Genomic DNA, 24,902 nt, shown 5'->3' with positions numbered 1-24,902 from the left:
ACAGCAGGGATTGAGAACCGAGTTCTCACTGAACAAAAGACAGAGAAAGAGGTCCTATCTTGTCGCACGGTTTTTTCGGTTATCATAATACATATATTTATTATGTAATATATATAAAATTTTATTATAAAAAAAATATAAAAGTAATAATAAATTTTATTATTACCTTTGACAATCAAAAATAGTTTCTGTTAAGAGCAATATCCTGGAGATATATTTTTTGAAGTCAATAGCTATTCTTCTTTATCCATTTGGTCGAGTTCTTTTTGAAGATCTGCAATCTGCATTTCTTTGTAGAATCTTTCGAACCTTCCGGTTTCAATGAGAAAAGCTGAAACTTCAAGAGCATCTCTATAGGTATAATTGGACTCTTTGATAATTTGCTTTTTATCTTCATCCATGTAGGATGATGTATTATTTATATTGGCCATAGCTATTACAACCTGTATATAATAATTAATATAATATTTTATTATTTTAATTATATAAAATTATCCTGTGCTATGTTTCCAACATGATATTGATGATAAACTGAATTTATTTGAATAGTTAAAATAAAAATAACTATTAATTAGTTGCTATAAATGATATTTTAAGTGATAGTATGGGAGCATTTGAAGATTATAAAAAACGAATAAGAAAAGAGATTCCTGACTCTACAGAATATTTCAATTATTTTTTTAATAATGATTATGACAATGCCATTAAAGTTGTTAAAAGAGATATGGACAAATACAATCAAAAATATGGTGTCATCCCATTGGAATTAGAAAGAAGATTGGAAGACGCAAAAATGATGAAATATAGTAATATTTATTATAAAAATAACGAAAAAGCTGAAGAATTAGAAAAAGAAGGAAAAATTGATGAAGCAATTGAAGTTTTAGAATCAAATATTCTTATTCATACGGACACACCATTCACATATTACCATCTATCCTCAATATATCAAGATAGAAATGAAATTGACAATAGTATCAGAGTATTGAAGCACGGAATTAAAAACTGTAGGAAGATACCTAATAAATCTCATGTTAATAGTCTTAAACGAGATTTAGAAAAAGCAAAAAAAATTAAAAAGGAAACAAAATCTCAAAGATTGCCTTCTGCAAATGAAGAACATAAACAACGTGATAAAGAAGCAGATAACTTATTAAAACAAGGAAAACAAGATGAAGCTATTAAATTATATGAAATAAATCTAAATGAAATGACAATCAGTAATAATTCCTATTCTAAACTGTTTAAAATATACTTTGATTCAGAGAAATATGATGATGCCCAACGAGTTTGTGAACAAGCTATTGAAATTTATAAACCAATAAATGCGGCAAAAGTAAGTCAATATCGACAAAACCTATCAAAAGTTTACAATAAAAAAGAAGATTTGTAATTGTTATAAAATCATACATGACTATTAAAAAAGAAAAAGAGTTAACATTAACGTTAACTGCTATATAAATCTGTGAATATCCAGGATGGATCATATGCTATAATGTTTCCATCTTCACACCAGATGGATCTAACATTTCCTGAAGTTGTATCTGCTACTGCTGCAGGGTCACGGTTGATCCAGTTTCCGGATGTATGTTTGGAATGTCTCAGCCTTAATCTGATATGGCCTGTTCCACTTACACGACATTTAACATGGACAAACTGTACATCATAGCCTAATGATTTTGCTATGCGGTAATATACTTGTCCCCAGTCCACGCAGTTGGAACCCTTGCCGGCTTTAGCGTCTGTTATTGTTTTCTTGTCAGTCTTTTGTGAATCGAAATATTTCAGGTATAACTTTACCTTGGAGATAATAGCTAAAGCCTCATCGATGGTGTTTCCCTTGAAGTTGAATGTTTTCACAAACAGCTTCATTGTGGAATCCTTATAGTCCGGCAGTGTTGATTTCCTGTAGACAATAGCTGGAAGCCTTCCGTTTGCCCTGATGTATGCCTCCACTCTTATGGCCATGTCCACATATTCTGCCTTATCTATTTTAGTTCCGTTCTTTAACATCACATAATTGGGAATGAAATCCAATGATGTATTGTCTTTGATTGCTGCCATTGTATACATTGCAACCAGCTTGTCTGAACCTAATTTCTTTGCTTTCTTTTCTACATCTGCACAGCTACCTTTCAATGTTAGTATCTGGTAGTAGTCACGCTTCTTATACTTCTTTTTATTCTGAACCAGCCAGTACGCAATTGAATTCATGGCCTGGCAAAAACTTGTCCAGCTAATATTATCTTCTATCATATATTATAATTTGTATTATCCTATTTATTATATTTTTTATATATTTTAGATAATAAAATAATGTGTTGCTAAAGTATTGGAATAACTCATGTTTTCCAAAAAGATTGTGTCGATAAAAATCAATAACTACTTTTTAGATTTAATATAATAGACTCACTTTGACATTAACGTTGAGGGTTGTGGATACAGGACTGGTTTTTAAACCCCGATATATATCAAAGCATTTTAAAAAATAAGTTTTCAGCAGGCAATAGTGGCCGTTAATGTTTGATGTTTCTGTTATGAATCCACTCACGGTGCTTTCCAATAGCTACTCTGACAATAACATCAATCAAACCAGTTTCATCTTCCTTTTTGAAATAGTAATAGGCTGGTCCTTCCAGCATCTGCCTTAAGTCATAGAATGGTCTTGGTTTGACTGCATCCAGATGCATCAGTCCGTAATTCTTGAGTAGCTTGACGTTTTCTGTTTCATATTTCTCCAGTTTGGATTTCTGGACTTTACCTGCTACTGTCTTTTCCTTTTTGTCAAAAATCTTGGCTATCTGGGATGAATCAATCAGTATACTGGATTCAATCAACAGCAATGTTATTTCCTTTCCTTTGACTGTTATTGTTGTCGGATGTGAATTTTCACTATCTAGAATCAATTTCATTTTTATAGCCTCTATTATATAATATGGCGATTATTCAATATAAAAAATATGAGCAGAAGAAATTAGTGAAGCTATTGAAACTTCACTAATTTCGGAGATAAAATATGGCTTTTATGCTCTGAAATTACCTTTGATTATCCTGTTAGGTGCATTCATTAATACTCCAACGCTTGACAGGATGAAGAGTTTGGTATACATTGGCAACTCATCCCTGATGTCCTTTCTCATGAATTCGATTAACGGATAAAAATCATACATCTCACCGTCAGGTCCTAACGGAGCAACGGTAGTTCCGGTAGTTCTGGAGTATAATAATTTCATTCCTGGGTTGATGTAGTCCATGCCGACATAGGTCTTGTCACCCATCTCGGAACCGCCATCGCATACTGCTGTTCCTAAAATATCGATGTTGTCAACACCGTAATAGCTTTTGATAAGTTCTACCGGTTCGACCTGTCTGTTGCTTGAAAAGATATCTGATTTCAGGGTTGTGAGTGACTTGTAGCTTACGGCCATACTGTTTAAGTTAGCATAGCTTCCTGCGGATTCCTTGAACTTTTCCTGAGCTTTTAAGATGGTCATTCCAGTATCATCACCACTTTCAAAGTTGTAGGTAGCTACTTTGGATGAATTCATTATCATGTCAATAGCTGCCTTTTCAATGCTTCTGCCGATGAGGATTCCTACATCCTGCAGCATGTCATTAACGGAGATTAAATTGGAATCAAGCATTTGAGCGGAAACGTTTAGGACTCCGCCTATAGTGTCAATAGAGATGGTTTCGCTGATTGGTTTTCTGACGTTTAATTCCTGAAGTGTTGCGCCAGGAGCAATATCTTTTGCCTCACCAAGAACGCCTGACTGAATGGCTTCCTCGATATTGACCCTTTGAGACATGTAAGTGTAATACTGTGAGTTCTCTTCAATTTCCTGCTTTGGCAATAATCTTGTGAATTTCATCCACTTTGCAGAAGTATCGGCCACAATCTGTGCCATCACTTCATTTTGTACTTTCGCATCATTTCCTTTGGTTAACATTAACAATCCTCCTTATGGCCTGCAAGTACCTTTCAGGGCAAGTCCCGGTTTATTTAACAATATTCCGACTTTACTTTGTATGAACAATTTTGTATATTGCGGTAACTCATCGTAAATGTCTTTACGCATGATTTCAATGATAGGATAGAAATCTGCAATGTTTTCATCTGATGTAATAGGTGCAACGGTAGTTCCGGAACTTTTGGAGTATAGGACGGTTAATGGAGCGTTTCTTAAATCGAAACCGATGTACTGTTTTTCACCTATTAATGATCCGCCGTCAGCTTGTGTAGTTCCTAACAAGTCAATGTTATCAATACCGTAGTATTCCTTAATGTCCTCTACAGGTTGAACTAACTTGTTAGATGAGTAAGCCAACTGTTTAACGTATGATAATGTTTTGTAAGACTCTGTCATTATTGTCAAGTCTGCTCCGGCTCCGGCATTGCCTTTGAATGCTTCCTGCGCTTTGATGACAAAGTTACCGAAGGCATCCATGGTATCATCGGTTTGGGTTGTGTTATATTGCGGAACGTTCGGTGAGCTTATCAAAGTATCGTAGATGTTGTATTCAATGCGGTTAGCAATAACGGTAGCTACATCACCTAATAAATCTTCAAATGAAACGATATCTGAGTCAAAAACATCCTTATTGACGTTGAGTACTCCACCAACAGTATCAATGCTGATGGTGTCGGTTACCGGTTTTCTGATGTTCAATTCCTGTAAAGAGGCACCAGGAGCAATGTCTTTAGCTTCTCCAAGCAAACCTTTTTTGATAGCTTCATCGAGATTGATGTTCTGTCTGAAATATGTGTAGTAATCGGAGTTCTCTTTGATTTCTTGTTTAGGAAACAATCTGGCTAACTTTAATCTTTTTGCAGTTTCATCAGTAATGGTTTGAGCTATTACCTCGTTTTGAACTTTGGTATCATTTCCTTTTGTAATCATTGATTATCACCTTAAGTTGAACCTGTGGTTCCGATGTCGTATGGTCTGAACACTTCGATGTATTTGTAATCGTCTGAGCTGGTTACCGGATGCATTGCAATATATTCTCCTTCGTCTGATTTGATGGCTCCGGTGCTTGTTAAAGCTATTCTGTTGTTAACAGCAATGTTTGATATTCCACTAGCTAATTTTAATCTGAACAAATGACCCAATACGAGAATAGCTGTTTTTCTTTTACCGCCGGTCATTGTAACTGGATCGTTAACTGCAATGCCTAAAATGATTTCTCCTTCCGCTCCGGTGAATTTCTTGACTGTTGGTTTTCCGATGTCTGAGTTGGCTGATAAAGTAACAGCATCATCGACTTTTATTTTTGTTCCTGCATATTCGTAACCTGGAGTTTCACCTGTAGGGGTTGTGACTGTGGTTGCGGTGATTGTACCTTCATCCAGAAGGAAGGTTGTGACTTCTTTTCTTTCTTCAAGTAATATAATTGAATCTGCCATAAATGTCCTCCACTTAATTTATTATATAATTTATTATTTTTAATATATAAATATTTATATATTATAGCTACTTTTTTTAAAATTTAGCAAAGATTGACATTAACGATTAATAATCCAAAATAAGGGATAGAATAGAAATAAGCCAAAATAGAGTTGTAATGGAATGTCCTTAAAATAAAGATGACTTACTTCTATTTTGAAAACAAATATAGGAGTGAAATTAATTGTCTTCAATATAATATTTGTTATTATATTATATAATATTGAAAGTAAAAATTAAGATTCACTTACAGTTTCTTCAACAATATTAATTTCATCATCTGATAATTCATATAACTCATAAACTAATTTGTCTATTATTTCATCAGTTTTATTTAATTGTGTTTCCAATATTCTTTTTTCTTTAGGAGTTTTACAAGCAGATAATTTTTTGTTTAATTCAATCATTTTATCCGCCAAATCAACAAATACTTTTTGTTCTTCAATTGGGATTACAGGAATTGGTAATTTGGAAATTCCATTAGGGAAATATTCATAAATACCATTTCCAGTTTGTTTACCTAAAGATCTATATCTAAATGTTAATAATTTTGAGTTTAATAATGCTAGAATATATTTTAAATCAAAATTTTCATTTGTATCGAAGATAACAGTCATATTTGAGAAACTCAGATATTTAAATTCACCATCATATGAAAATTCATTAATTGAATTTCTTCTACTACAAAATAGCTTAGGCTTATTATAAAATTCTTTATGCATAGGCCTACTATATTTCCACCAAGGCCTTCCTTCATTTTTAACTGTAGCACGCTTATTTAATGCAGCTCTATTAGATTTAAGATATTCTTTTATTTCATTAGGCAATTCTTTAAAATCATTAATAAATTCATAATATAACAATAAATCAGTATTTTCATTAATAAAATATCTTCCAGAATTTTTTCCAGTGACTCTTAATTTAATAAATTCTGGAGGGAATTGTTTCGGATATTCTTTAAATGAAAAAATTTTATCTGCTGCAGTTTCCATTCCTTTACCAACTAAACAGATATCACCTAATTTTTCATGAGTACTATCTATCTTGGAATTGAATTTTTTTATCTTATCATTAATCAATGGAAATATTTTATTTTTATCAAATTTTACTTTAAAAAATAATTCATCATCATTAATTATATTAATTAACTCTTTTTTATCTAAATCTTTTTCAGGTATAGTTAAAGCTTTAGTGGAAGAATATTTTTTGGTTTTGTCAAATATTGTTATAGCAGTTGTAATTCCAGCATTAAATACTAAATATTTTTCAAAATTAACAATCTTGACCAGAGGGACATCATCTAAGATATAATTTCTTAATTTTTTTGCTTTATCTGAAAACAGAAATGCATTGGATATGATAAATCCAATTTTACCTTTTGAAATTTTACTAGATTTAGAAATGAAATAAAATAATATGTCACTTTTATCCATATAGATCTCATAATTATTTTTCAAATAATTAAAGTAATTTGAATTGGCGCCCAGAGTTTGTATGTTGAAATATGGTGGATTTCCAATAACAGCATCAAATCCTCCAGTTTCAAATATATCAGAAAACTCTATTTCCCAATCAAAAGGATTAAGTTCAAATACTTCATCATCAGTTAAATCCTGTTGTTCTAAAATATCAGTGCCTATTAAACTATTTCCACAACGGATATTATCTCCAAGATAAGGCAATGCTCTTTCTTGTATTAATTTCTGCTGAGCTTCTAACACATCTTTGTTTTCATCTTCAAGTACTTTTAAAAGTAAACTTAATTTAGTTACTTCAACAGCTTGAGAATCAATATCCACACCATAAATATTGTTTAATAAAATTCTTTTCTTTTCCTGAATAGTTAATTTAGGAATTCCATCTTTACCTATGTAGATTACATTTTTTGGAGGTTGATCTAGATTAGAATAATAATCTACATGCCAATCCAATAGCTTTTGATAGGCACCCAATAAGAAACTACCTGAACCACATGCCGGATCAACAATTCTTAACTCAGAAACTTTATTTGGTGTTTTTCCTTTCAGAAGTTCACCGACAGTATTTTCAACAATGTAATTAACAATGTATTGCGGAGTATAGAATACTCCTCCTGCTTTTTTAACTTCAGGTTTATCTTCAACTTTAGCCTGATGGCCATCAGTTAATCTAATTACTTTTCCAAGGAACTGTTCATAAATATTTCCTAAAATTTCAGTTGAAATCATACTAAATTCATAAGGACAATCGGGATAGTATAATCCGTCAATAATCTTTTTTAATTTACCATCATCAACTTTTAGACTGGGAGTCAGTGTATCTGCACTTAAGCTAATGTCTTTTTCTTCTGTGAAATGAAACAATCCAGAATTATATTTAGCATCAGCTTTCCTACACAATTCTATGAAAGCTTCATAAACCGGATAGTTATCTTTTTCATATCTTGCTAGTTCAGTTAATTTCTTTAGCTGACCATATTTTTCTATTCCTCTGTCTTCAGCTATTCTTAAAAATATTATACGGTCGATTATTAGTTGAACTGCAAAGTTTAATTCATCCACTGTTAATTCTTTATTTCTGAGCGCAATATTTTTTGCAAGTTCCAATCTCCACTCTTCAATAGTCTTTAAGAATTCTGAATCTACAGTAGATGTTCCTTTTTTATCACCATGAATGTTTTTAACATATTGATCAAATTTACCAGTTAGTACAGCTTCTTTAGAGAAGATATTATATATCTCTTCCCAGTTGTCAACGTATTCACTGTAATGGTAATATTTGATTCTGTCAACGCTAGTGTTGTGAGTTTTTTTAGGTGCTGTTTTAGGTTCGTATATTGCAAGCTCTTCAAAGTCTGTGAGTAATCCTAAAGGCAAATGTGCACTCCAAGTATATCTTTTAAGCTGAAATGCATAGCGTCTGTCATGTTCAATATCTACACTAGGCTTTTTGGCCTCTACAAAAAATATTCTTGCCCCACCAATTCTAAAGCAGTAATCAGGAGCTTTAGGTTTTCCACCAACAATAACAGTATCTTCAAATTCAACATCCTTGAATTGTGGTGCAACACCTGCTTCATTTGTTACATCCCAACCTAGAGCTTGAAAGAATTTGTTGATGAAATTAATTTTTGTATTCTCCTCATCAAAAGCTACAGTTTTATAGATATGTTCGTTTGTCTTAAACTCTTCAACAAGACTTGTGATTTGTTTTTTACTGGTTTCAAAATCAATCATTAAAAACACCTTACTCACATATATATTAAATTATGTCCATCATGATTAATAAAAATAGATATTATATTATGGGAAATAAAGTATGAAAATTTTCTAAAAAAAAGTTTAAACAAATAATATACCCTATATATTCTTTATAACGATTATATACTATCATAAATTTTTAATTATGAAAATCTAATTAAAATGTATTATGAATAAAATTAGAAAAAATTTTGTCATTAACATTGATGACGAAGAAAAAATAGGTACAATTGAAAATAAAATTTCTGAATATGGAACTATAAATTTTAGGCATACTGGAGATTGGTACTCTGGTAAATATGAGTTAAAGATAGAAGATTGTATTTTTGATATAATTGGATTTAAATTTGAAGCAGATAGCCAAGATAAACTTGATGAAATGTTATCTAACTTTAGTAGAGATCTTGATGAATTAAATGTTAATTATAAATTAAAGGATTTTGATACTAATGAACTTATAGAATCTGTTTATTTTGAATGTAGAGAAGAAATAATAATTCATTTTACATCAACAAATGTATTTAATGAAAAAATACTACATAAAATCCATATAATCAAAAATCTTCCAAAAAATTATGAATTCATTGGTGCAAATAGAGAGTACGAAAAAATTACTATCAAAAATTCCACTGATAGTTCCAGAGGATTTATTTCAATAACTGTTAAACTATATAGCTTATTAGATGATGATTTGAAGAATTTAGAAAAACAAGTTATTAATGAGCTTGAAAAATTAAATGAAGATTTTGAGTTAGAGATTAATCATTTAGATTAATCTTTTTTTATTTTTCTAGATATGATACTCCACCATCTAGTTATATATCATATTAATAAAAAAACATAATTTATATTATGAAAACAATATTGTAATCGTTTAATAATATTTATCTCAACATATAATATTGTACTCACCAAATTAAGTAATTTAATTGATTAATATTACAAATAAAGAAAATATTTAAATACTTCATTAATTAAATTATAATCATGGAAGATTCTCTGAGAAACTTGTTGGATAAACTTGAATTAAATAAAGATAATGGATTATTTTTAAAAGGAGATGATTTAAAAATAAATTCACGTATCAAAAATTCTTTAAGATATATTGACTATGATGCAATCTATATCTTAGATGAAAATCCATTAATTATCTTCAAAGAATACGACGATACCTTTTCTACGGATGATATTAAAAAGTTTCGTAAAGGAATTTGGAATCTCAATGATGTTCCAATAATATTTATTATCCTTCCAGAGGAAATTCAAGTTTACAATTCCAATATTTTCGATGATGAGGATTCATTTTTAGGTAAATTTTCAAAAGATGATGATTTAGAAATTTTTAATATTTACAACTTAGCTAATGGAACTTTTTTTGATAAATACCACAATTCATTTAATAATTCAAAAAGAGTTCAAAATTACTTATTGGAAAATATTAAAATAACAATCAAATTATTAAAGAAAGACAAATTAGATTTAGAAATCATACATAGTTTAATTGGGAAATTAATCTTTTCAAAATATCTCATTGACAGAGGCATTTGTAAAGATGAATTTTTTATTAATAATTATGGTTGTAACTTTAATAATGTTATCCTAAAAAAAGAATGTTTATTTAAGTTTTTCAACACTCTTGAAGAAAAATTTAATCCAGATTTGTTTAAATTAACTGAAAATCAAAAAAATAAAATCACAGATAAACATTTAAAAAATTTACATAAATTATTCAGTGGTTTTGACATGAAAAATCCTGAGCAAACTGTTCTTGATTGCCCATATGATTTTGAAATAATTCCTATTGAGTTAATAAGCAATATCTATGAAGCATTTCTCCAGGATAATAATTCTAAAAAGGATCAAAAAGCCATATATACACCATTATTCTTAGTAGATTATATACTAAATAATACATTAGATAAAAAATTAAAAAATAATACTAGTTGTAAAATTTTAGACCCCTCATGCGGTTCTGGAGTATTTTTAGTTGAATCATTGAGAAGAATAATTGATAAAAATATAGAATTAAAATCTAAACTAACTCCTAACGAATTAAAAGATATTTTAACATCAAATATCTATGGAATTGATATTGATAATGATGCAATTCAAATGACTCTCCTTTCAATCCAGTTAACATTATTTGATTATTTGAATGTTGAAGAAATTAAACATTTTAAGATGCCAGAATTAATAAATAAAAACTTTTTTAATGATGACTTCTTCAATTTAAAGGGTTTATTTAACACTTTAGAGGGTTTTGATTTAATTGTAGGTAATCCTCCATGGGGATCAAAACAACAAAAAACCCATAGTGAATATTGTAAAGAAAAAAATTTACCTAATTCCAATAAACAGATAGCCAAATCATTTTTACTTAGAGTTAATGATTTTATGAATGAAACAACTAATGTTGCATTAATTGTTACAAGTAAAATTTTATATAACTTTAATGATTTACCATTTAGAAAATACTTCTTAAAAAATTTTAATTTAACTGAAGTATTGGAGTTTTCATCCCTAAGAAGAGAAATATTTAACAATGCAATTGGTCCGGGATCAATATTATTCTATAATTCCAATATGGTAAATTGTGGAAACATAAAACATATTTCCCTTAAACCAAATAAGTTATTTTATTTATTATCATCAGTTGTAATACAAAAATCAGATATTAAATATATATCGCAAAAAGATTTATACAATCATGATTGGGTTTGGAAAGTTTTAGTTTATGGAAATACTTTAGATTTTCAATTAATTAATAGATTACACTCTAAAAAGAATATAGGTTATTATATTAACAAATATGATTTAAATAGTTCATTTGGAATTATGGTTGGTAATAAAACTAAAGATGCGACTAAATATTTTGAATACGACTTTTTGGATGTAACCCATCAAATGCTTCAGAGATATCATATTGATGAAAGTCATGTTGAGAAATGGAGTATAGAAAAAGTCGAACGTCCTAGAAAAGAAGAAGTATTTACACCACCTTATGTTTTATTTAAACAGATACTTACACAGAATTTAGAGTGTGTTGCTACATACTCTGAAAAACAATGGGTGTTTACCAATAGTGTAATTTCAATTTATGGAAAAAATGCTGATGAAAAATTATTAAAGTCAATACTTGGATTTTTAAATTCAAAATTATTTTCATATTTATCTCTTTTAACTTTTTCAACAATAGGTATTGAAAGAGAAATAATGTTATTAAAAGAAATTGAAGAAATACCATTAGTTATTAATGATACTTTAGTTGAATATGTTGATAAAATGCTAAATTGTAATAATCCAGAATATTTAGAGATTATTCAACATGAAATCGATGAATTAATTTTCGATTTATTATCCTTTAATGAACTAGAAAAAGATTTAGTTAATTATTTCACTGATGTTACATTACCAATGCGTAAAAAAGAAAATGTATACCATAATGTTTCAAATGAAATTTTAGAAGATTATATCATGGTTTTTGTTAAATATTTCAAAAATTATTTCAAAGAAGAGAATAATGAATATTTCCATGCTGAATGCTATAAATCAGACCAATTTATTGGAATTAGATTTATTATAAGCGAAGAACCTCCAAAACATTTAATTGAATACAAAGACAAACCTGAAATATTAAATTTCTTTGGGGACATAAGTATTGAAGATAAACAAAACTTATTCGTTCAAAAAGACATTAAAGGTTTTGAAGAAACTTCTTTTTATGTAATTAAATCCAATGAATTTAAAAATTGGCACAGAGCTATTGCTAGAAGAGATTTGATAGAATTTACAAACTCATTAATGGGCGTGGAGGATGAATAATGTTAGATCCTTCCAATTTTAAATATTTTGAACGCTTTGATAATTTTGATAGTGAAGAATATTTTAATAAACTTATTAATTTAGCAATCCATACTTATTTTAAAATTTTAAATACTAAAACCTATTTCAAATCAGAAATGATTAGAAAACGAGAAAATGAATACAGAGATGATTTTGTAGACACAATGACTGCCCTTCAAGAGGATTATGGGTTTAATAATTTAATAATAAATAGTGAACCTCAAGAAAGAAGAGAAAATGTTAAGGAAAGAGGTTTATTAGATATTAAAATTCAATATCGCAATTTACGAGATATTAAAATTGTTAACAAATATTACCACACCATTGAATGTAAACGATTTGGTGATGATTTAGACATTAATAAGAATTATTATGAAAATGGTATTTTAGAATTTTTAGAGGGTAAATATTCAAGTAAGGCTAATTTTGCAGGCATGATATGTTTTATCGAAGAATACAAGAATAACTGGAGCATGGAAGATATCATATTAAAAATTAATGAAAAATTAAACGAAAATGATTTATCTTCCCTTAACAACACTCCACATGAAGATTATGAACAGGTTTATAAATTAACAGCATTACGAAATTACAATAACAAAAATATCCAAATAATTCATTTAATGCTTGATTATACATCAATATTCTCAAATAATTGATATTATAATTTCATTCCCTAATGTCATTTAAATCTTATTTTTATTTTATCTTTTTCAATTACAAACTTCTTACAAAATAAATTGTATCACTATCATAGCTACTTAATGCATCATATGCTGCTTGTGTCATAAATCTAAACTTGCCAAAGACCCCATATTCAACACCCATATAGACCGGACCTGTTGATTTTGCAAGATACATCTGTATACCTCCGGAATGCTTTAAAGGTATTACACTATATGCATCAAGAGATTCCGTATCCCAGGAACTTCCATTATACTCTTTAATGGCCATAACAGAACTGGTTACAATAGCTACACGATAACCTTTACTAACACCTGTCGGTAATGTTGTTGTAGTTAATATTTCATCGACTGGAAGTTTCCATCCAGCTTCCTCATCACTGCCCTGACCCGTTGCACCAGTAGCTCCGGTATCTCCCTTAACTCCTTGAGGTCCGGTATCACCAGTGTCACCTTTAACGCCCTGTGAACCAGTATCGCCCTTTTCACCTTTTATGCTTCCAACGTTTTCCCAGGCATTTGTGTTCCAGACATAAAGAGATCCGTTTACAAGATAGCAGTCACCAACATTACCTGTCGGATAATCATGCACTAATTCTTCATAAGTATCATATGAACCTTTAATAGTAATGCCAGTACCAGTAGCTCCAGTGTCCCCCTTTGCCCCGGCCGGTCCAGTATCACCAGTAGCTCCTGTATCTCCAGTATCTCCTTTAGGTCCTTGTTGTCCTTTTTCACCAGTTGCTCCAGTATCGCCTTTGTCTCCTTTACTACCTGTCGCACCAGTATCTCCCTTATCACCTTTATCACCTGTATCCCCTTTAGGCCCTGCAGGTCCGGTTTCACCTTTTATGCTTCCTGCGTTTTCCCATTGACTGCCGTTCCAGAAATAAAAGTTACCGTCCACTAAATACGCATCTGTATCACTACCTGTTGGATGTTCCTGAATCAGTTCCTCCAATGAGGTATAGCTTCCCTTGATTGTTGTTCCAACTCCAGTATCTCCTTTAGGTCCGGTATCTCCTGTTACTCTTCCGATTTCTATCCATTCTGTTTCTGCCATTCTTTTATTCCTCCTCATGTGTCCATGGCTCTACGTCCATGCTTTCCCACTGAATGTGTCCTCCTGCATCGTAAATCATTACTGCCGGATAGAATGTATCAAATGTTATCTTATCTGAGATATCTGCCTCATATGTGAAATCATTTGTAGTTCCATGTCTTATTGTAGCTTTAACATATCCGTTATCATAATACAAATCAAAATAATACAGCTGTGAGTCTAAAGTCAATTGTCCGGATGAAACATTAACATCCCTTACTACATGGTCGGATGTGGAATATTTAAGTCCTTTCTTAGCGGGATAAGCACCCAGTTCCAGAATTTTTGTATCTCTGTAATGGCTTAATGATTTTGAATTGACTAAAGCTATTGCATCTCCCCATCCCTGGTTGCTGTCCTTTTTCTGGCGCAAGGCCAGCTCGATATGAATTCCGTTTGTCCCGCCAATACCGTTTGAATATACTTTTGGTATTGCCATTACCACGCTTGCGGCTGTTGTCTGTTTTGATAAGTCATAATTTCCAGTATAACTTACTTCTACAATTTCAAATGAATGTGTAATGTCTGATGGATATTTTACTATATCATATAATCCTGTATCTCCGTAATCGGCGTAATCTGAAAATTCTGCAAATGCCGGAACTTCATAGCTCCAATCATCACTTCTTTTTCCTGCATATACTATGCCTGAAAATGTTGAACCTACTTCGCCAACTGTCAATGTTACTGAGGCTTCACCGTTACTGTCTGTTAGTATAGTATAGGTTTGGCCTCCTGAAATTACAGTTACTGGCATTCCTGAAATTGGATCGTCAGTTGATGAGTCGGTTACTGTTGCTCCCACTCTAATTTCTGCTCCTGCATAAATCTCACTTGAGTAAGGAGTGTTGAAACTGACATCAGCATATTTCAGGTTCCATCTTCTCACAAGCTGGAATATACTGTCCTGGTTGTTATAGTAAATTCCGTTGGCTGCAAGTTTCTCTCTCATTAATGTTCTGGCTGTTCCAAGTCTTGTATTTTCATCTATAACATTACTGGCTATGCTCATTATATCACTCCCATACCGTAGAATCTTAAACTTCTATAACAACTGCTGGCTGATTTGTTGAATATGATTGCAGGATAAGCTGTGCCTGAAGGCAGATTATCCGGATTAAAAGACCATGCACCGTGTCTGGTATAGCTGGAGGGATATTGAACTGTCGGGTCGTCAGCATATTCATCTACCACAGTTGCATAAGCATAACCACTTTCGATATTGGTATCATAGAATTTTTTGCCTGCACTTTCCGGAGATCCGTCGTCCTGTGAAGACATATATGATATATTGACATATTCCTGTCTGTATCCTGCACTTCCTGTTCCGTCACCATACCAATATTTGGCACCTGCACAGATTCCTAAATTAGCCCATGAATCAATATTGAAAGCTAATCCGAAAGCCATGAAATCTGTTTTTGTTCCATTTCCACGGTCTGACAATATGGCAATGAACCTGTGGTCTTTAACTGTTGTTTTATCGAAGCTGCCTAAATCTGTGAATTTGATTCCAAAGTAATTTCCACTGTATCCTGCATGAGAAGAAGTTACGACATCAACAAATCCCTCTCCCCAATTTTCAGCTTCCATTACTTCCACATCCCCTCCTGCACTTGTATCATAGAATATTGAAAATGTTGAATATGATGTGTCATCGGCATTTAGTGCGGTAGTGCAATATGCTCCAATATCTTTACCAATAATGTTTCCGGCTCTTGCCTGAACTGTGAAATATCCCTTATCATTCGGCATAGGAACACTAACAGTAGCAGTACCATCATTACCGGTTGTTACTGTTCCTAAAGAGGTTACTGCCACATCACCATATGAGCCTTCATCTATTCTATATACATTAACATTAACGTTTGCCATTTCATTTCCGTCAGTGTCTTTGGCAGTGATAACAGCAGGAAGATTTGCACCTGTTGAAAATTTATTATACATATTAACGCCGAGGCTTGCCAATTGTGGAACCGGCAGCTTACGGATTAATGGAATAACTCCATCTCCCTGAGTGTAACCTATTTCCTCTTTTGTCAATATACTTCTTAAATTGGTTTGACAGGTTGTCAGTCTTGAATTCATTGCCTGTTCTTTTGTTAGAACTTCTGAAAGGTCTGGCGGTGTAAAAGTCATTTTAATCTAGCTCCCCAATAAATTCAAATTTGCTGTTTGTGTGGATGTAATTGTTCCGATGGCAGTTTGTATATTCTCAATAGCTGTAGCTACCGGTGCGTTCTTAATGGCGTTGGTATTGTCTGTAGTGTCTAAAGAGCTTGCAAGATTAACTGGTCCTGCAGGTCCCGTATCACCAGTATCACCTTTAACACCACTGGCACCAGTATCTCCCTTATCTCCTTTAGATCCGGTATCACCAGTATCACCTTTAACACCACTAGCTCCAGTATCTCCTTTTGGCCCAGATATTTCATCAAATCCAATAACGGCAGCTGATTCACTTCCTGTGAAAGTTATTTGCCTATGTACAGAATCCTTATAAACCTCGATGCTTTCACCGTCTGCACCTGTATCTCCAGTATCGCCTTTAGGTCCTGCAGGTCCAGTATCTCCAGTATCTCCAGTATCTCCTTTTGAACCTGAACCCCCTGCACCTGCTAATTTAAAACAGTTAATGTAATTGTATTCATCAGAATCTTCCACAGGATGGAGTGCGAGAAATTCACCTGAGGAGTCTTTAACGGCTCCGTTCTCACCCAGCTTGATTTTATCTGCCGGCGAAATGTCAGTAACTCCGCTTGCCAGCTTGAGTCTGTATAGCTGACCTAACACTAACACACTGGCTTTGCGTTGTCCGTTGGTCATTACAACAGGGTCATTAACGATTATTCCAATTGGTGTTTCATCTGAGCCTGCAACATATTTTTTAACCATTTCTTTTCCGATTTCGGATTTGTCTGAAATGGTTACAGTATCTTCAGGGAAAAGCTTGTTTGTATATTCATAGCCGATGTTCTGGCCGGTTGTGGTAATTACTTCCTTTGATGATACATCTCCATCATCCAGTAAAAAAGTAGTGACCTCTTTACTTGATTCCAGTAAAACGATTTGGTCTGTCATTAAATACTCACCTCATATATGTGGTTTCCTTTAACATTAGGATTACATTTGATATATATCCCATTTTTTCTGGCCTCTGTGCAGAAATATAAATCTTCAGAAAGTACAGTGTCATCATCGTAGATTACATATCTGAAATACGGATATTCCATCTTCCTGAAGACATTAACATTAACGAGAGCTATTCCCAGTCCTCCGCCTTTAATGTCAAATGGATCAATAGCTTCCAGTAATGTTTTCCCATGGATCATGTTTTCATCGGTGTAATCTTTTCCGAAATTGAAAATAACCGTCTGATCATTAACGGTTCTTTTCTTGTAGTACCATCCAAGAGCAATATCTGCCTCACATTCCAATAGCTTAATTAATGTATCTTTTGGAACTTTAACGTCTGAGTCTATCATCAGCACGTAGTCAAAGTTATAGTTAAGTGATAGCTTTGCTATTTCGTTTCTTGCACGTGCACAGTCATAGCCCTTAACATAATCGAAATACAGATTGTAACCTGCAGGATTTGTTAAATCGAATATTGCCTTAAAGCATTCAGGTTTAATATTTTCGAATGTTGGAACTGCAATCAAGATTTTACCTTTCATCATCGGTATTGTCCTCCAACTTTCTGAGTCTTTCTTCTAAATCATCAATAGTTACCTTATCTGATTTCTCACATCTATACTGATACAAGTCAATTAATGCTACAATGATGATGGCTAAAGCAAATGGTAAAAGTCCTTCCATTAAAGCATACTTTGTTGCATTATCCATTATGATGTTGATAGCTATCGCTGTTAAAACTGCACTTGAAATTGTTTTGGTAAAGTTACAGATAACAATTTTCTTTTTTAAATCTCTCATACTTATCAGCTTAATATTATTCTCCATAAGAGTTTATTTTTCCTCAGGGTATCCCAATACTCTTTTAGCTTGTTTTTTTGCGTATTCAACATCACCTTCGCCTCTTACACGGCTTGCATAATGACTAGCTACACCTAACACAATCATGCAAATGCAGTATGGTATGGTATTTTCAGTAATTCCTAAAGCTTCAGAATATAACATTACGACAGGAATGACAGTGACCAGAAATGAGGTCAGTATGTCAATGTCCTTTCTGTTTCTTTCAATCCATTCATATATCATTTTTAGATTTCCTCCCTGTATGTGTGGCTGAGGATTACTCCGTCAACACAAATCTTTTCTTCTGAGTTGTAAACTTCTTCAGCATTTTCCTTGATGTTTATCCAGGATTCGTATTCTTCGAACGTTTCAAAGTATCTGATGTATTTCATTGTGCCTCCCAACTGATTGAATAGTACAGTATTCCGTCTTCGATTTTAAATTGAATAACTGGTTTTATGGCATAAGGATAACCGCTGTCAACGTATTTGGTTCCGTTCCAGTAGAACCAGTGGCCTGTTGACTGGTCAATGTATGGTCCTTTGTTTTCCAATGTTCCGACAAGTTTCCTTATAGTCATGTTAGCAACCTCATTATAATATTATCTTTTTTATTATATATTTTATTATATAATTTATTATTTATTTTATATAAAGTATACATTCTCGCCATCGTCGCATCCTTCCCATTCCATGTAGAGCTTGTTGTCTTCCCATATGAATCTGACGTTGTTGACAATAGCTACATCCGGAAGTTCACAATATGTAACGCCGTCTTTATCTTTAACATAGTTGGCCTGTGCCATAATGTTAGATTCATTTGGTACGATCATGTTTACCACGTGAGTTATCTCATCCTGTTCGAAGCTGCAGTCGGCAAGATCAATACAGTTCTGAGATTCAGGATACATTTCCACCTCAGACATCTGGCGGTAAACTCTAATGTATTCAGTATCTTCGTTTTGTGTTAGGTTAACGATTGAAAGAAGTCTTAAGTCGTGGCCTTCATGAGGATTGCACTCACCATCGCTGTCAATGTAGATTCTGGTGTTCGGCAATATATCTTCGGGAACTGGTCTTTTGAGTTTGAGCCTGAAGACATCACCCAGCACTGCCACAGTAACTAAAGTATGTCCTGATGATTTAACCTGAACCTTACCTAAAAGATATCCGAAAGCTAATTCGCCCTGTTTGGCTTTTCTGACTACGGTATGCTCCATTGTGGAGGAATTGTCCAAGGTTACCATTTCACCTACTGAACACTGGTCAGAACAAATCCAAGCAGTATGTTCATCATTAACATATGTCCTTTCGCCCTCATCCAATAGGCAAGCTATAACGTCCATTTTTTCTGAATGTTCTAGTCCTGTTGGATATCCACGTCCATGTCCTATTGTTGAATCTAAATCATAATCTATAATCATTTAAAACACCCAATCCCAATTGTGGTTTTTAATTTTATCTGGAATGTGAAGTCCGGTATCGCTCATTGTACTGTCATCAGCGTCCCACATTAACGTTGAGCCTTTGTAAGCTTTGGTATACTCATGACTTCCTTTATATAATCTGATACCTGTTTTGCTATCTTTTTCCGTTACTGTTATTTGTGGAATTCCATTAGCTGCAAATAGTGGTGACGGGAATATCAATAGCCATTTCAGGTCAACATAGTTGTAGTCATCAAGAGAACTTGTTGCAAACCATTCTGGAGCAATTTCGACTTCAGCATAATTCTGCTGATATATTTTTGTTGGATTGTTGCGTGAGAATCCTTCAATATAATCTGAAGAATTGGATGTTCCTGTACTGACACGGCCATGTAAATGGTATTGTTTGTAATCTCCCTCCTCATCACTTCCTGATGAATATGCATCCCATGAACTGGCCAGCACTAACGTTTTTGAACCTGTAAACATACAATATGATTTTTCACTTCCACTCCAGTTCAGCGATGTTGATTTGACATCAACCTGGTCAATGGTGAGATTGTAATCAAGCTGCATCATGACACTTCCACTGGTTGTTCCAGAATATGTTGCATTATCATTAACCGTAACGTTACCGTTAATGTATTTGAATCTGGCCACAACAACACGGCCGTTGCTTAAAGACTGACCAGAGGCAAATGTAGTGAACAATGATGTTGGGGAGTTGCCGGAGATGTTTGGAACGAATCTTGCGCGGAGATATCTTCCGTTATCTGTTGAGTCATTGTTGATGCTTAAACCTGAGTAGTTCATGAAAAAGTTTGAGTATGTATCAGAGTTTGCATCAAACATCAGCACATCATTACCTGTTGTTAAAGTGCTTGTGAATGTTGTGGAAGTATCATAAACTTCAAGGATCAGCTTTGTAGTTTCGGAAATTTTACTGACTGGAATTCTTGCAAGTATAGCTGCACTTTGAGATCCATAACCTGGAAGATAAAGTAGCTGACAGGATGTTCCATCAACAGTTTTGATCTTCAGGTTTTTCAAATCACTTCTGAATAAACTGGCATAGGAACTGCTGGCTAGTGAATCCAAATATATATAATCATAGTTGGATGAATAGCTACCGCTCCTTTGGTTGTAATTACTCATTGTGATATTAATCTGCAATTCTTTAACTAATGTCATGATTAATATTTTATTATCTTTTTTATATAAATAATATAATAAAAAAAGTAATAATTTACTTTAACATTAACATTTTGGAATTTGGAATTTGATTTTGAAATGGCTTTGATATATATGCACAGGTTGGAATTAACTTTAACATTAACAAACCCCTCCGTTAAAGTGAAAAGCTATTAAGAATATCAAAGATGGAGATTTACTTTTGATTTAATTAACTTTAACGTTAACAATAACAATAGCTGTACCAGTTCCGTTTTAACTTTAACATTAACGATTGCAATTTCTAAAGTGAAACCCATACACACTTTGATATATATGCAAGTGTTCAAAGAGAATCAGCATCTCCAATACCTACCGTTAAAGTAAAACCTGCACCACCAGAATGAAAGAAAATAAGAAGTATTGATTTAATCAACACTCCCCGTTAAAATAGTTAATGTAAAATATATAAATGAATATATAACATTATAAGAAGGTGTTTAAAATGAGATTTAAAAAATGGATAATATTGGGGTTATTACTTTTATTAACTGTTACAGCAGTTAATGCAGCAGAGACATTGAATGTACAAGATACAGATACCAATGAAAGTTTTTATTGGAGATTCACAGGTATGGAATCTGAAGCTTATAGCCATTTATATGATTATTGCTTAATCAGTACAACTGATGGAAATACATATTATTTAAACGCTGACCATGCAACTAGTATGTGGGAATCTGAACCAGCATTTTATGCCATTGATAAAGCAGTAATGGATGCAGAAGACAGTGGAAAATATTATATATACTCTACTCAAGGTATTGGTGTTATTGATACAGGTAATGACAATACTTCGCCCGATTTAAAATACGGATTTAGTTTTAAAAACACCAACAATATGACCATTGAATGGCAAAAAGGTAAAGACGTTGGAATGGACCATGACACAAGAGAAATAACTTCCATAACAATAGATGGTAAAAAAATATTTTAAGAATAAAATTTTCTTAAAATTCTTTTTCTTTTTTTATTCAATTATTTAATTTGTGTACCACATTCAGTACAAAATTTGGAATCCTGTGAAACTTCTGCTCCACAATTTCCACAATATTTATTAGATGACCTAACTTGAGTACCAATTAATTTTTGTTTCAATGAATTGAACTCCTCTTCTGTTAAAAGCCCCTTTTCATATAATTCAGCATATTTTAACAGTTCATCAGCATTACTCATAGAAGTTTCTATATTTTGAGCATTAGTTTCTTCTTGAATATTTTGAGACATATTTGGGTTTTGAATTTTATTCTGATTTTCTTTGTAATTTCTCCATTTCCCATTAAGTAAATTGAATTGTGGTTCATCAGCATATATTAATGTTACAGGCTCTCCACCCCTTAATATAATAGTTATAGAACTTGTTACATGCAATAATCCTGCTTTATCAAAATCAATACTACTTATATCAGAAAAATAGATTATTCGATTACCTAAATCACTTTTAATGACAACACCAGTTTTTTGAATTATTAATTTATCTTCTAAAACTCGAACATGACATTTTCTTCTATCAGTAATTTTTTCTCCAGACCATTTAGTTCTTATTTCATCAATACTACATGAAAAATCATAATCTTCTGAATCGTTTGAAATAAAAGAACCATCATTTTGTTTTAACAAATTTTCTTTCATTTCATCTAAATTATTATTAGCAGTTAATAGTTCGTGAGCCCGATCTTCAATATTCTCAACCAATAATTGATCATTATGACATTCTAATTCTAAAATTTTTTTTATTTTGTCTTTGTTATCTTCATCAAAATTCAGATATGCCATTTTATATTTAAAATAAAATCCATCAACAACTCTTCTGATTTCTTGATTAAAATCATTTTTAGAGATATTGGTATTTTTTTTATTATTTTGAAATTCTTTAAATTTTAATTGGGATTCTTTTATTTTATTCTGGTTTTCTAAAAATTTATCATAATTATAATCATTAAAATTATTTATTATATCTTCTTGTGTATGAAAAACACTAGTATCAAAACCATCATTGGATATTCTTCGTAGTTGTTCATAATCTAATTGAATCAGTTCAATTATTCTATTTTCAATGTTATCTTCAGTTAATTTATAATTAATCAATTCTTTTTTCAGAATATTTTTTACAGTATCAAATGGAGTGCCACAATATCCACTTTCTCCAATATTTGCATAGGGAAATACAATATACGAAAAAATAGGGCTTGTACTTAACCTTTTCCCACAAATAGTGTCAAGTAATTTATTAATTTCTGACTCTCTTTGTTCTTCTTCAGTTTTTGGTTTATTTCTTCCAAACAATCCCATAATATCCCAGTTCCATAATTACTAATTCAAGTTATTATAATGTATGTTTAAATTATTATTAATATTTTTATAATCTTTAATTACATTCAAAATAAAAGCCAAACAATGATATTTTGAATTGACACTAATCTTTGCCATGTTATAAGCGAGCCAATTCGCCAGGCCGGAACCACGCCGACCAGCGGGAGGCGTGTGTGTAGGCCTGGTGAATAGAATTGGCGAGCAGTACTATAGTAAGGAACCGGCCCTTGCCGGTCGGTTCCGTATATCCAATGAAGATATGAATGACTTTACATTACTTCCCAATGGCTGAAGTGCAGTCCGAGCAAAGCGAGGACTGGACGCCTTGAGCGTAAGCGAAAGGCAATACTATAGAACCCCACCATACTGGCAAGGTCAGATTCGAGGAACAGGGGCTTGTCCCCCTGTTCCGAGTTCATGGTTTTGGCATAGATGAATTTTGTCAAATTTAAGAACCGACCATTTATCGGTCGGTTCGGGGTTAAGTTTTGTAAACATTATTTTTTAGGAGAAGTGAGAAGAGATAAGACACTTCTCCTGTTCAAATAAATAACGAGCGACTAAATGAAAATCGTAGCTCCAGTGTATAAAGCAACTAAAAAACACCTTCATAGCTAGATTCTAGTTCGGTTGAATCCCATATCCTTTAGAATCTTATTATATTCCTCACGAGTAGTAAATGAAGGAGCATTCTCATCTTCACTACCTCCAGTTGATCCGGTATCTCCTGCTTCACCAGAGTTTTCAGGATTTCTCCCTCCAGGTGCTGAACCGTCACTTGCAGCTTCAATTTTAATTCTTCTCTCAGCAAGCTTTTCCATAAGTTCCATATCAACATCACCAGTCAATAGCTTATCTATTATTTCCTTATCCTGAGCATTCTCATTATAGTTGAAATTGTATTTAGCTTCGTATTCTTTTATTTTTCTTTCATTTTCAGCTTTTCTAAGTTCAGACAATTCTTTTAGGATATCATCTTTACTGTCAATGAATTCCTTATTTTCTTCAATAGCTTTTTTAATTTCATCGTATTTTTTGGATTCTTCTTTAAGATTGTTTATTTCATCCTGAAGCTTTCCAATCTCTGCATCCTTACCTTGCAATTTCTCTAGCAATAATGAAGTAGCTACATTAGTTTCTTTTGAAGGTGCAGGTTGTGGCTGTGGTTGAGGTTGAGGTGCAGGTTCCGGATTTCCAGCTGCACCAGTTTCGCCAGTTATTTCAGAATTCAACAGTCTAATCTTTCTTGGGTGTTTAGTAACTCCTACGTCTATTAAACTCATAGTATCAATTCCAAATGAATCTCCTTTATCCTTTAACAAGACATCAACTTTAGGAGATAGGCCTTTTCCTTCCATGTCCAGTTCATCCGGAATTTCAATGAATAGCTTACCTTCTTCGTATTCAATATTGTTTCCAATACCAACATAGATATTGTCATGTTCGGAAGTAAGTGGAATTCCTCCACGGTAGTTTTCAGCTATTAGTTTTAGATCATCTTCAGTCCAGTTCACCGGTTTGTCAAGTCTCACGTCCAGGTCGGAGTAGTCATATGATCCGACTTCAAAAAGTTCATGTCTCATCATTATCACTTTTTATTATATTAATTATTATATATTTTATTATTTATTTTATATAAAC

25 protein-coding genes are annotated in these 24,902 nt (G+C 32.5%); 5 read left to right on the top strand and 20 right to left on the bottom strand.

The genetic code is table 11. The annotated features are described in order from the left end of the window. Positions 1-233: 233 nt before the first annotated feature. Positions 234-431 (bottom strand): hypothetical protein, encoded by a 198-nt coding sequence (locus E7Z81_RS08465; protein ID WP_116592752.1) that lies wholly within the window; start codon positions 429-431, stop codon positions 234-236. 173 nt (positions 432-604) lie between these two features. Between E7Z81_RS08465 and E7Z81_RS08460 the strand changes: the two genes are divergently transcribed. Beyond that, positions 605-1,393, top strand: a complete 789-nt coding sequence (locus tag E7Z81_RS08460) for a hypothetical protein (protein ID WP_292746299.1) — start codon at positions 605-607, stop codon at positions 1,391-1,393. 53 nt (positions 1,394-1,446) lie between these two features. Here E7Z81_RS08460 and E7Z81_RS08455 read toward each other — a convergent pair whose 3' ends face one another. The 6 genes from E7Z81_RS08455 to E7Z81_RS08430 all read right to left on the bottom strand — a co-directional run bounded on the left by E7Z81_RS08455 (position 1,447) and on the right by E7Z81_RS08430 (position 8,662). Next, the gene (locus tag E7Z81_RS08455; protein WP_292746296.1) at positions 1,447-2,256 is read right to left on the bottom strand and encodes a pseudomurein-binding repeat-containing protein; all 810 of its coding nucleotides are present in this window, start codon (positions 2,254-2,256) and stop codon (positions 1,447-1,449) included. Positions 2,257-2,516: 260 nt separating this feature from the next. After that, on the bottom strand, positions 2,517-2,912 hold the full coding sequence (locus E7Z81_RS08450) for a hypothetical protein (protein WP_292746293.1): 396 nt from the start codon (positions 2,910-2,912) through the stop codon (positions 2,517-2,519). Positions 2,913-3,023: 111 nt separating this feature from the next. Further along, a complete protein-coding gene (locus E7Z81_RS08445) occupies positions 3,024-3,950 on the bottom strand; it encodes a hypothetical protein (RefSeq protein ID WP_292746290.1) in 927 nt (308 codons plus the stop codon). A 12-nt stretch (positions 3,951-3,962) separates the two neighbouring features. Further along, complete coding sequence (locus E7Z81_RS08440; RefSeq protein ID WP_292746287.1) at positions 3,963-4,901, bottom strand: hypothetical protein; 939 nt, start codon at positions 4,899-4,901, stop codon at positions 3,963-3,965. 11 nt (positions 4,902-4,912) lie between these two features. Further along, a complete protein-coding gene (locus E7Z81_RS08435; protein ID WP_243409791.1) occupies positions 4,913-5,407 on the bottom strand; it encodes a hypothetical protein in 495 nt (164 codons plus the stop codon). A gap of 276 nt (positions 5,408-5,683) precedes the next feature. Further along, positions 5,684-8,662 (bottom strand): N-6 DNA methylase, encoded by a 2,979-nt coding sequence (locus E7Z81_RS08430; RefSeq protein WP_292746279.1) that lies wholly within the window; start codon positions 8,660-8,662, stop codon positions 5,684-5,686. A gap of 193 nt (positions 8,663-8,855) precedes the next feature. Here E7Z81_RS08430 and E7Z81_RS08425 point away from each other — a divergent pair, with 193 nt between their 5' ends. From E7Z81_RS08425 to E7Z81_RS08415, 3 genes are all read left to right on the top strand, one after another. After that, the gene (locus tag E7Z81_RS08425) at positions 8,856-9,461 is read left to right on the top strand and encodes a hypothetical protein (RefSeq protein ID WP_292746277.1); all 606 of its coding nucleotides are present in this window, start codon (positions 8,856-8,858) and stop codon (positions 9,459-9,461) included. Between the two features lie 212 nt (positions 9,462-9,673). Beyond that, positions 9,674-12,508 (top strand): N-6 DNA methylase, encoded by a 2,835-nt coding sequence (locus E7Z81_RS08420; RefSeq protein WP_292746275.1) that lies wholly within the window; start codon positions 9,674-9,676, stop codon positions 12,506-12,508. Further along, positions 12,508-13,188, top strand: coding sequence for a hypothetical protein (locus E7Z81_RS08415; protein WP_292746273.1), 681 nt, complete (start codon positions 12,508-12,510; stop codon positions 13,186-13,188). Before E7Z81_RS08420 ends, E7Z81_RS08415 begins: the two co-directional genes overlap by 1 nt. A 58-nt stretch (positions 13,189-13,246) precedes the next feature. On the opposite strand, the gene E7Z81_RS08410 is transcribed toward E7Z81_RS08415, so the two are convergent. The 11 genes from E7Z81_RS08410 to E7Z81_RS08360 all read right to left on the bottom strand — a co-directional run bounded on the left by E7Z81_RS08410 (position 13,247) and on the right by E7Z81_RS08360 (position 20,909). Beyond that, positions 13,247-14,275: a hypothetical protein gene (locus tag E7Z81_RS08410; protein WP_292746271.1), complete on the bottom strand. Its 1,029-nt coding sequence runs from the start codon at positions 14,273-14,275 to the stop codon at positions 13,247-13,249. Between the two features lie 4 nt (positions 14,276-14,279). Then, positions 14,280-15,326 (bottom strand): Ig-like domain-containing protein, encoded by a 1,047-nt coding sequence (locus tag E7Z81_RS08405; protein WP_292746270.1) that lies wholly within the window; start codon positions 15,324-15,326, stop codon positions 14,280-14,282. After that, positions 15,326-16,453 carry a hypothetical protein gene (locus E7Z81_RS08400; RefSeq protein WP_292746269.1) on the bottom strand — a complete coding sequence of 376 codons (1,128 nt, stop codon included), beginning with the start codon at positions 16,451-16,453 and terminating at the stop codon, positions 15,326-15,328. Before E7Z81_RS08400 ends, E7Z81_RS08405 begins: the two co-directional genes overlap by 1 nt. A 6-nt stretch (positions 16,454-16,459) precedes the next feature. After that, complete coding sequence (locus E7Z81_RS08395; RefSeq protein WP_292746267.1) at positions 16,460-17,395, bottom strand: hypothetical protein; 936 nt, start codon at positions 17,393-17,395, stop codon at positions 16,460-16,462. Next, complete coding sequence (locus E7Z81_RS08390) at positions 17,395-17,994, bottom strand: hypothetical protein (protein ID WP_292746265.1); 600 nt, start codon at positions 17,992-17,994, stop codon at positions 17,395-17,397. Before E7Z81_RS08390 ends, E7Z81_RS08395 begins: the two co-directional genes overlap by 1 nt. Then, on the bottom strand, positions 17,981-18,250 hold the full coding sequence (locus E7Z81_RS08385; RefSeq protein WP_292746264.1) for a hypothetical protein: 270 nt from the start codon (positions 18,248-18,250) through the stop codon (positions 17,981-17,983). The genes E7Z81_RS08390 and E7Z81_RS08385 overlap by 14 nt, the downstream gene beginning before the upstream one ends. Positions 18,251-18,283: 33 nt before the next feature. Next, positions 18,284-18,535, bottom strand: coding sequence for a hypothetical protein (locus E7Z81_RS08380; protein ID WP_292746263.1), 252 nt, complete (start codon positions 18,533-18,535; stop codon positions 18,284-18,286). A gap of 2 nt (positions 18,536-18,537) precedes the next feature. Then, positions 18,538-18,684, bottom strand: coding sequence for a hypothetical protein (locus E7Z81_RS08375; RefSeq protein ID WP_292746261.1), 147 nt, complete (start codon positions 18,682-18,684; stop codon positions 18,538-18,540). Then, on the bottom strand, positions 18,681-18,872 hold the full coding sequence (locus tag E7Z81_RS08370) for a hypothetical protein (protein WP_292746259.1): 192 nt from the start codon (positions 18,870-18,872) through the stop codon (positions 18,681-18,683). Before E7Z81_RS08370 ends, E7Z81_RS08375 begins: the two co-directional genes overlap by 4 nt. 66 nt (positions 18,873-18,938) lie before the next feature. Then, positions 18,939-19,715, bottom strand: a complete 777-nt coding sequence (locus E7Z81_RS08365) for a hypothetical protein (protein ID WP_292746257.1) — start codon at positions 19,713-19,715, stop codon at positions 18,939-18,941. Next, complete coding sequence (locus tag E7Z81_RS08360; protein ID WP_292746255.1) at positions 19,716-20,909, bottom strand: hypothetical protein; 1,194 nt, start codon at positions 20,907-20,909, stop codon at positions 19,716-19,718. A 508-nt stretch (positions 20,910-21,417) separates the two neighbouring features. On the opposite strand from E7Z81_RS08360, the gene E7Z81_RS08355 reads away from it, so the two are divergent. Then, positions 21,418-21,885 (top strand): hypothetical protein, encoded by a 468-nt coding sequence (locus E7Z81_RS08355; protein ID WP_292746253.1) that lies wholly within the window; start codon positions 21,418-21,420, stop codon positions 21,883-21,885. A gap of 41 nt (positions 21,886-21,926) precedes the next feature. Here the strand turns inward: E7Z81_RS08355 and E7Z81_RS08350 are convergent, their stop codons facing one another. Together E7Z81_RS08350 and E7Z81_RS08345 are read right to left on the bottom strand one after the other, a co-directional pair. Further along, complete coding sequence (locus tag E7Z81_RS08350) at positions 21,927-23,240, bottom strand: zinc-ribbon domain-containing protein (protein WP_292746251.1); 1,314 nt, start codon at positions 23,238-23,240, stop codon at positions 21,927-21,929. A 635-nt stretch (positions 23,241-23,875) separates the two neighbouring features. Then, positions 23,876-24,847 (bottom strand): hypothetical protein, encoded by a 972-nt coding sequence (locus E7Z81_RS08345; protein ID WP_292746249.1) that lies wholly within the window; start codon positions 24,845-24,847, stop codon positions 23,876-23,878. Positions 24,848-24,902 lie beyond the last annotated feature (55 nt).

The sequence above is a fragment of the Methanobrevibacter sp. genome, assembly GCF_015062935.1.
Lineage (GTDB): Archaea > Methanobacteriota > Methanobacteria > Methanobacteriales > Methanobacteriaceae > Methanocatella.
The sequence above is the reverse complement of the archived record's forward strand: the minus strand, read 5'-3'. Positions and strand labels throughout refer to the sequence as shown.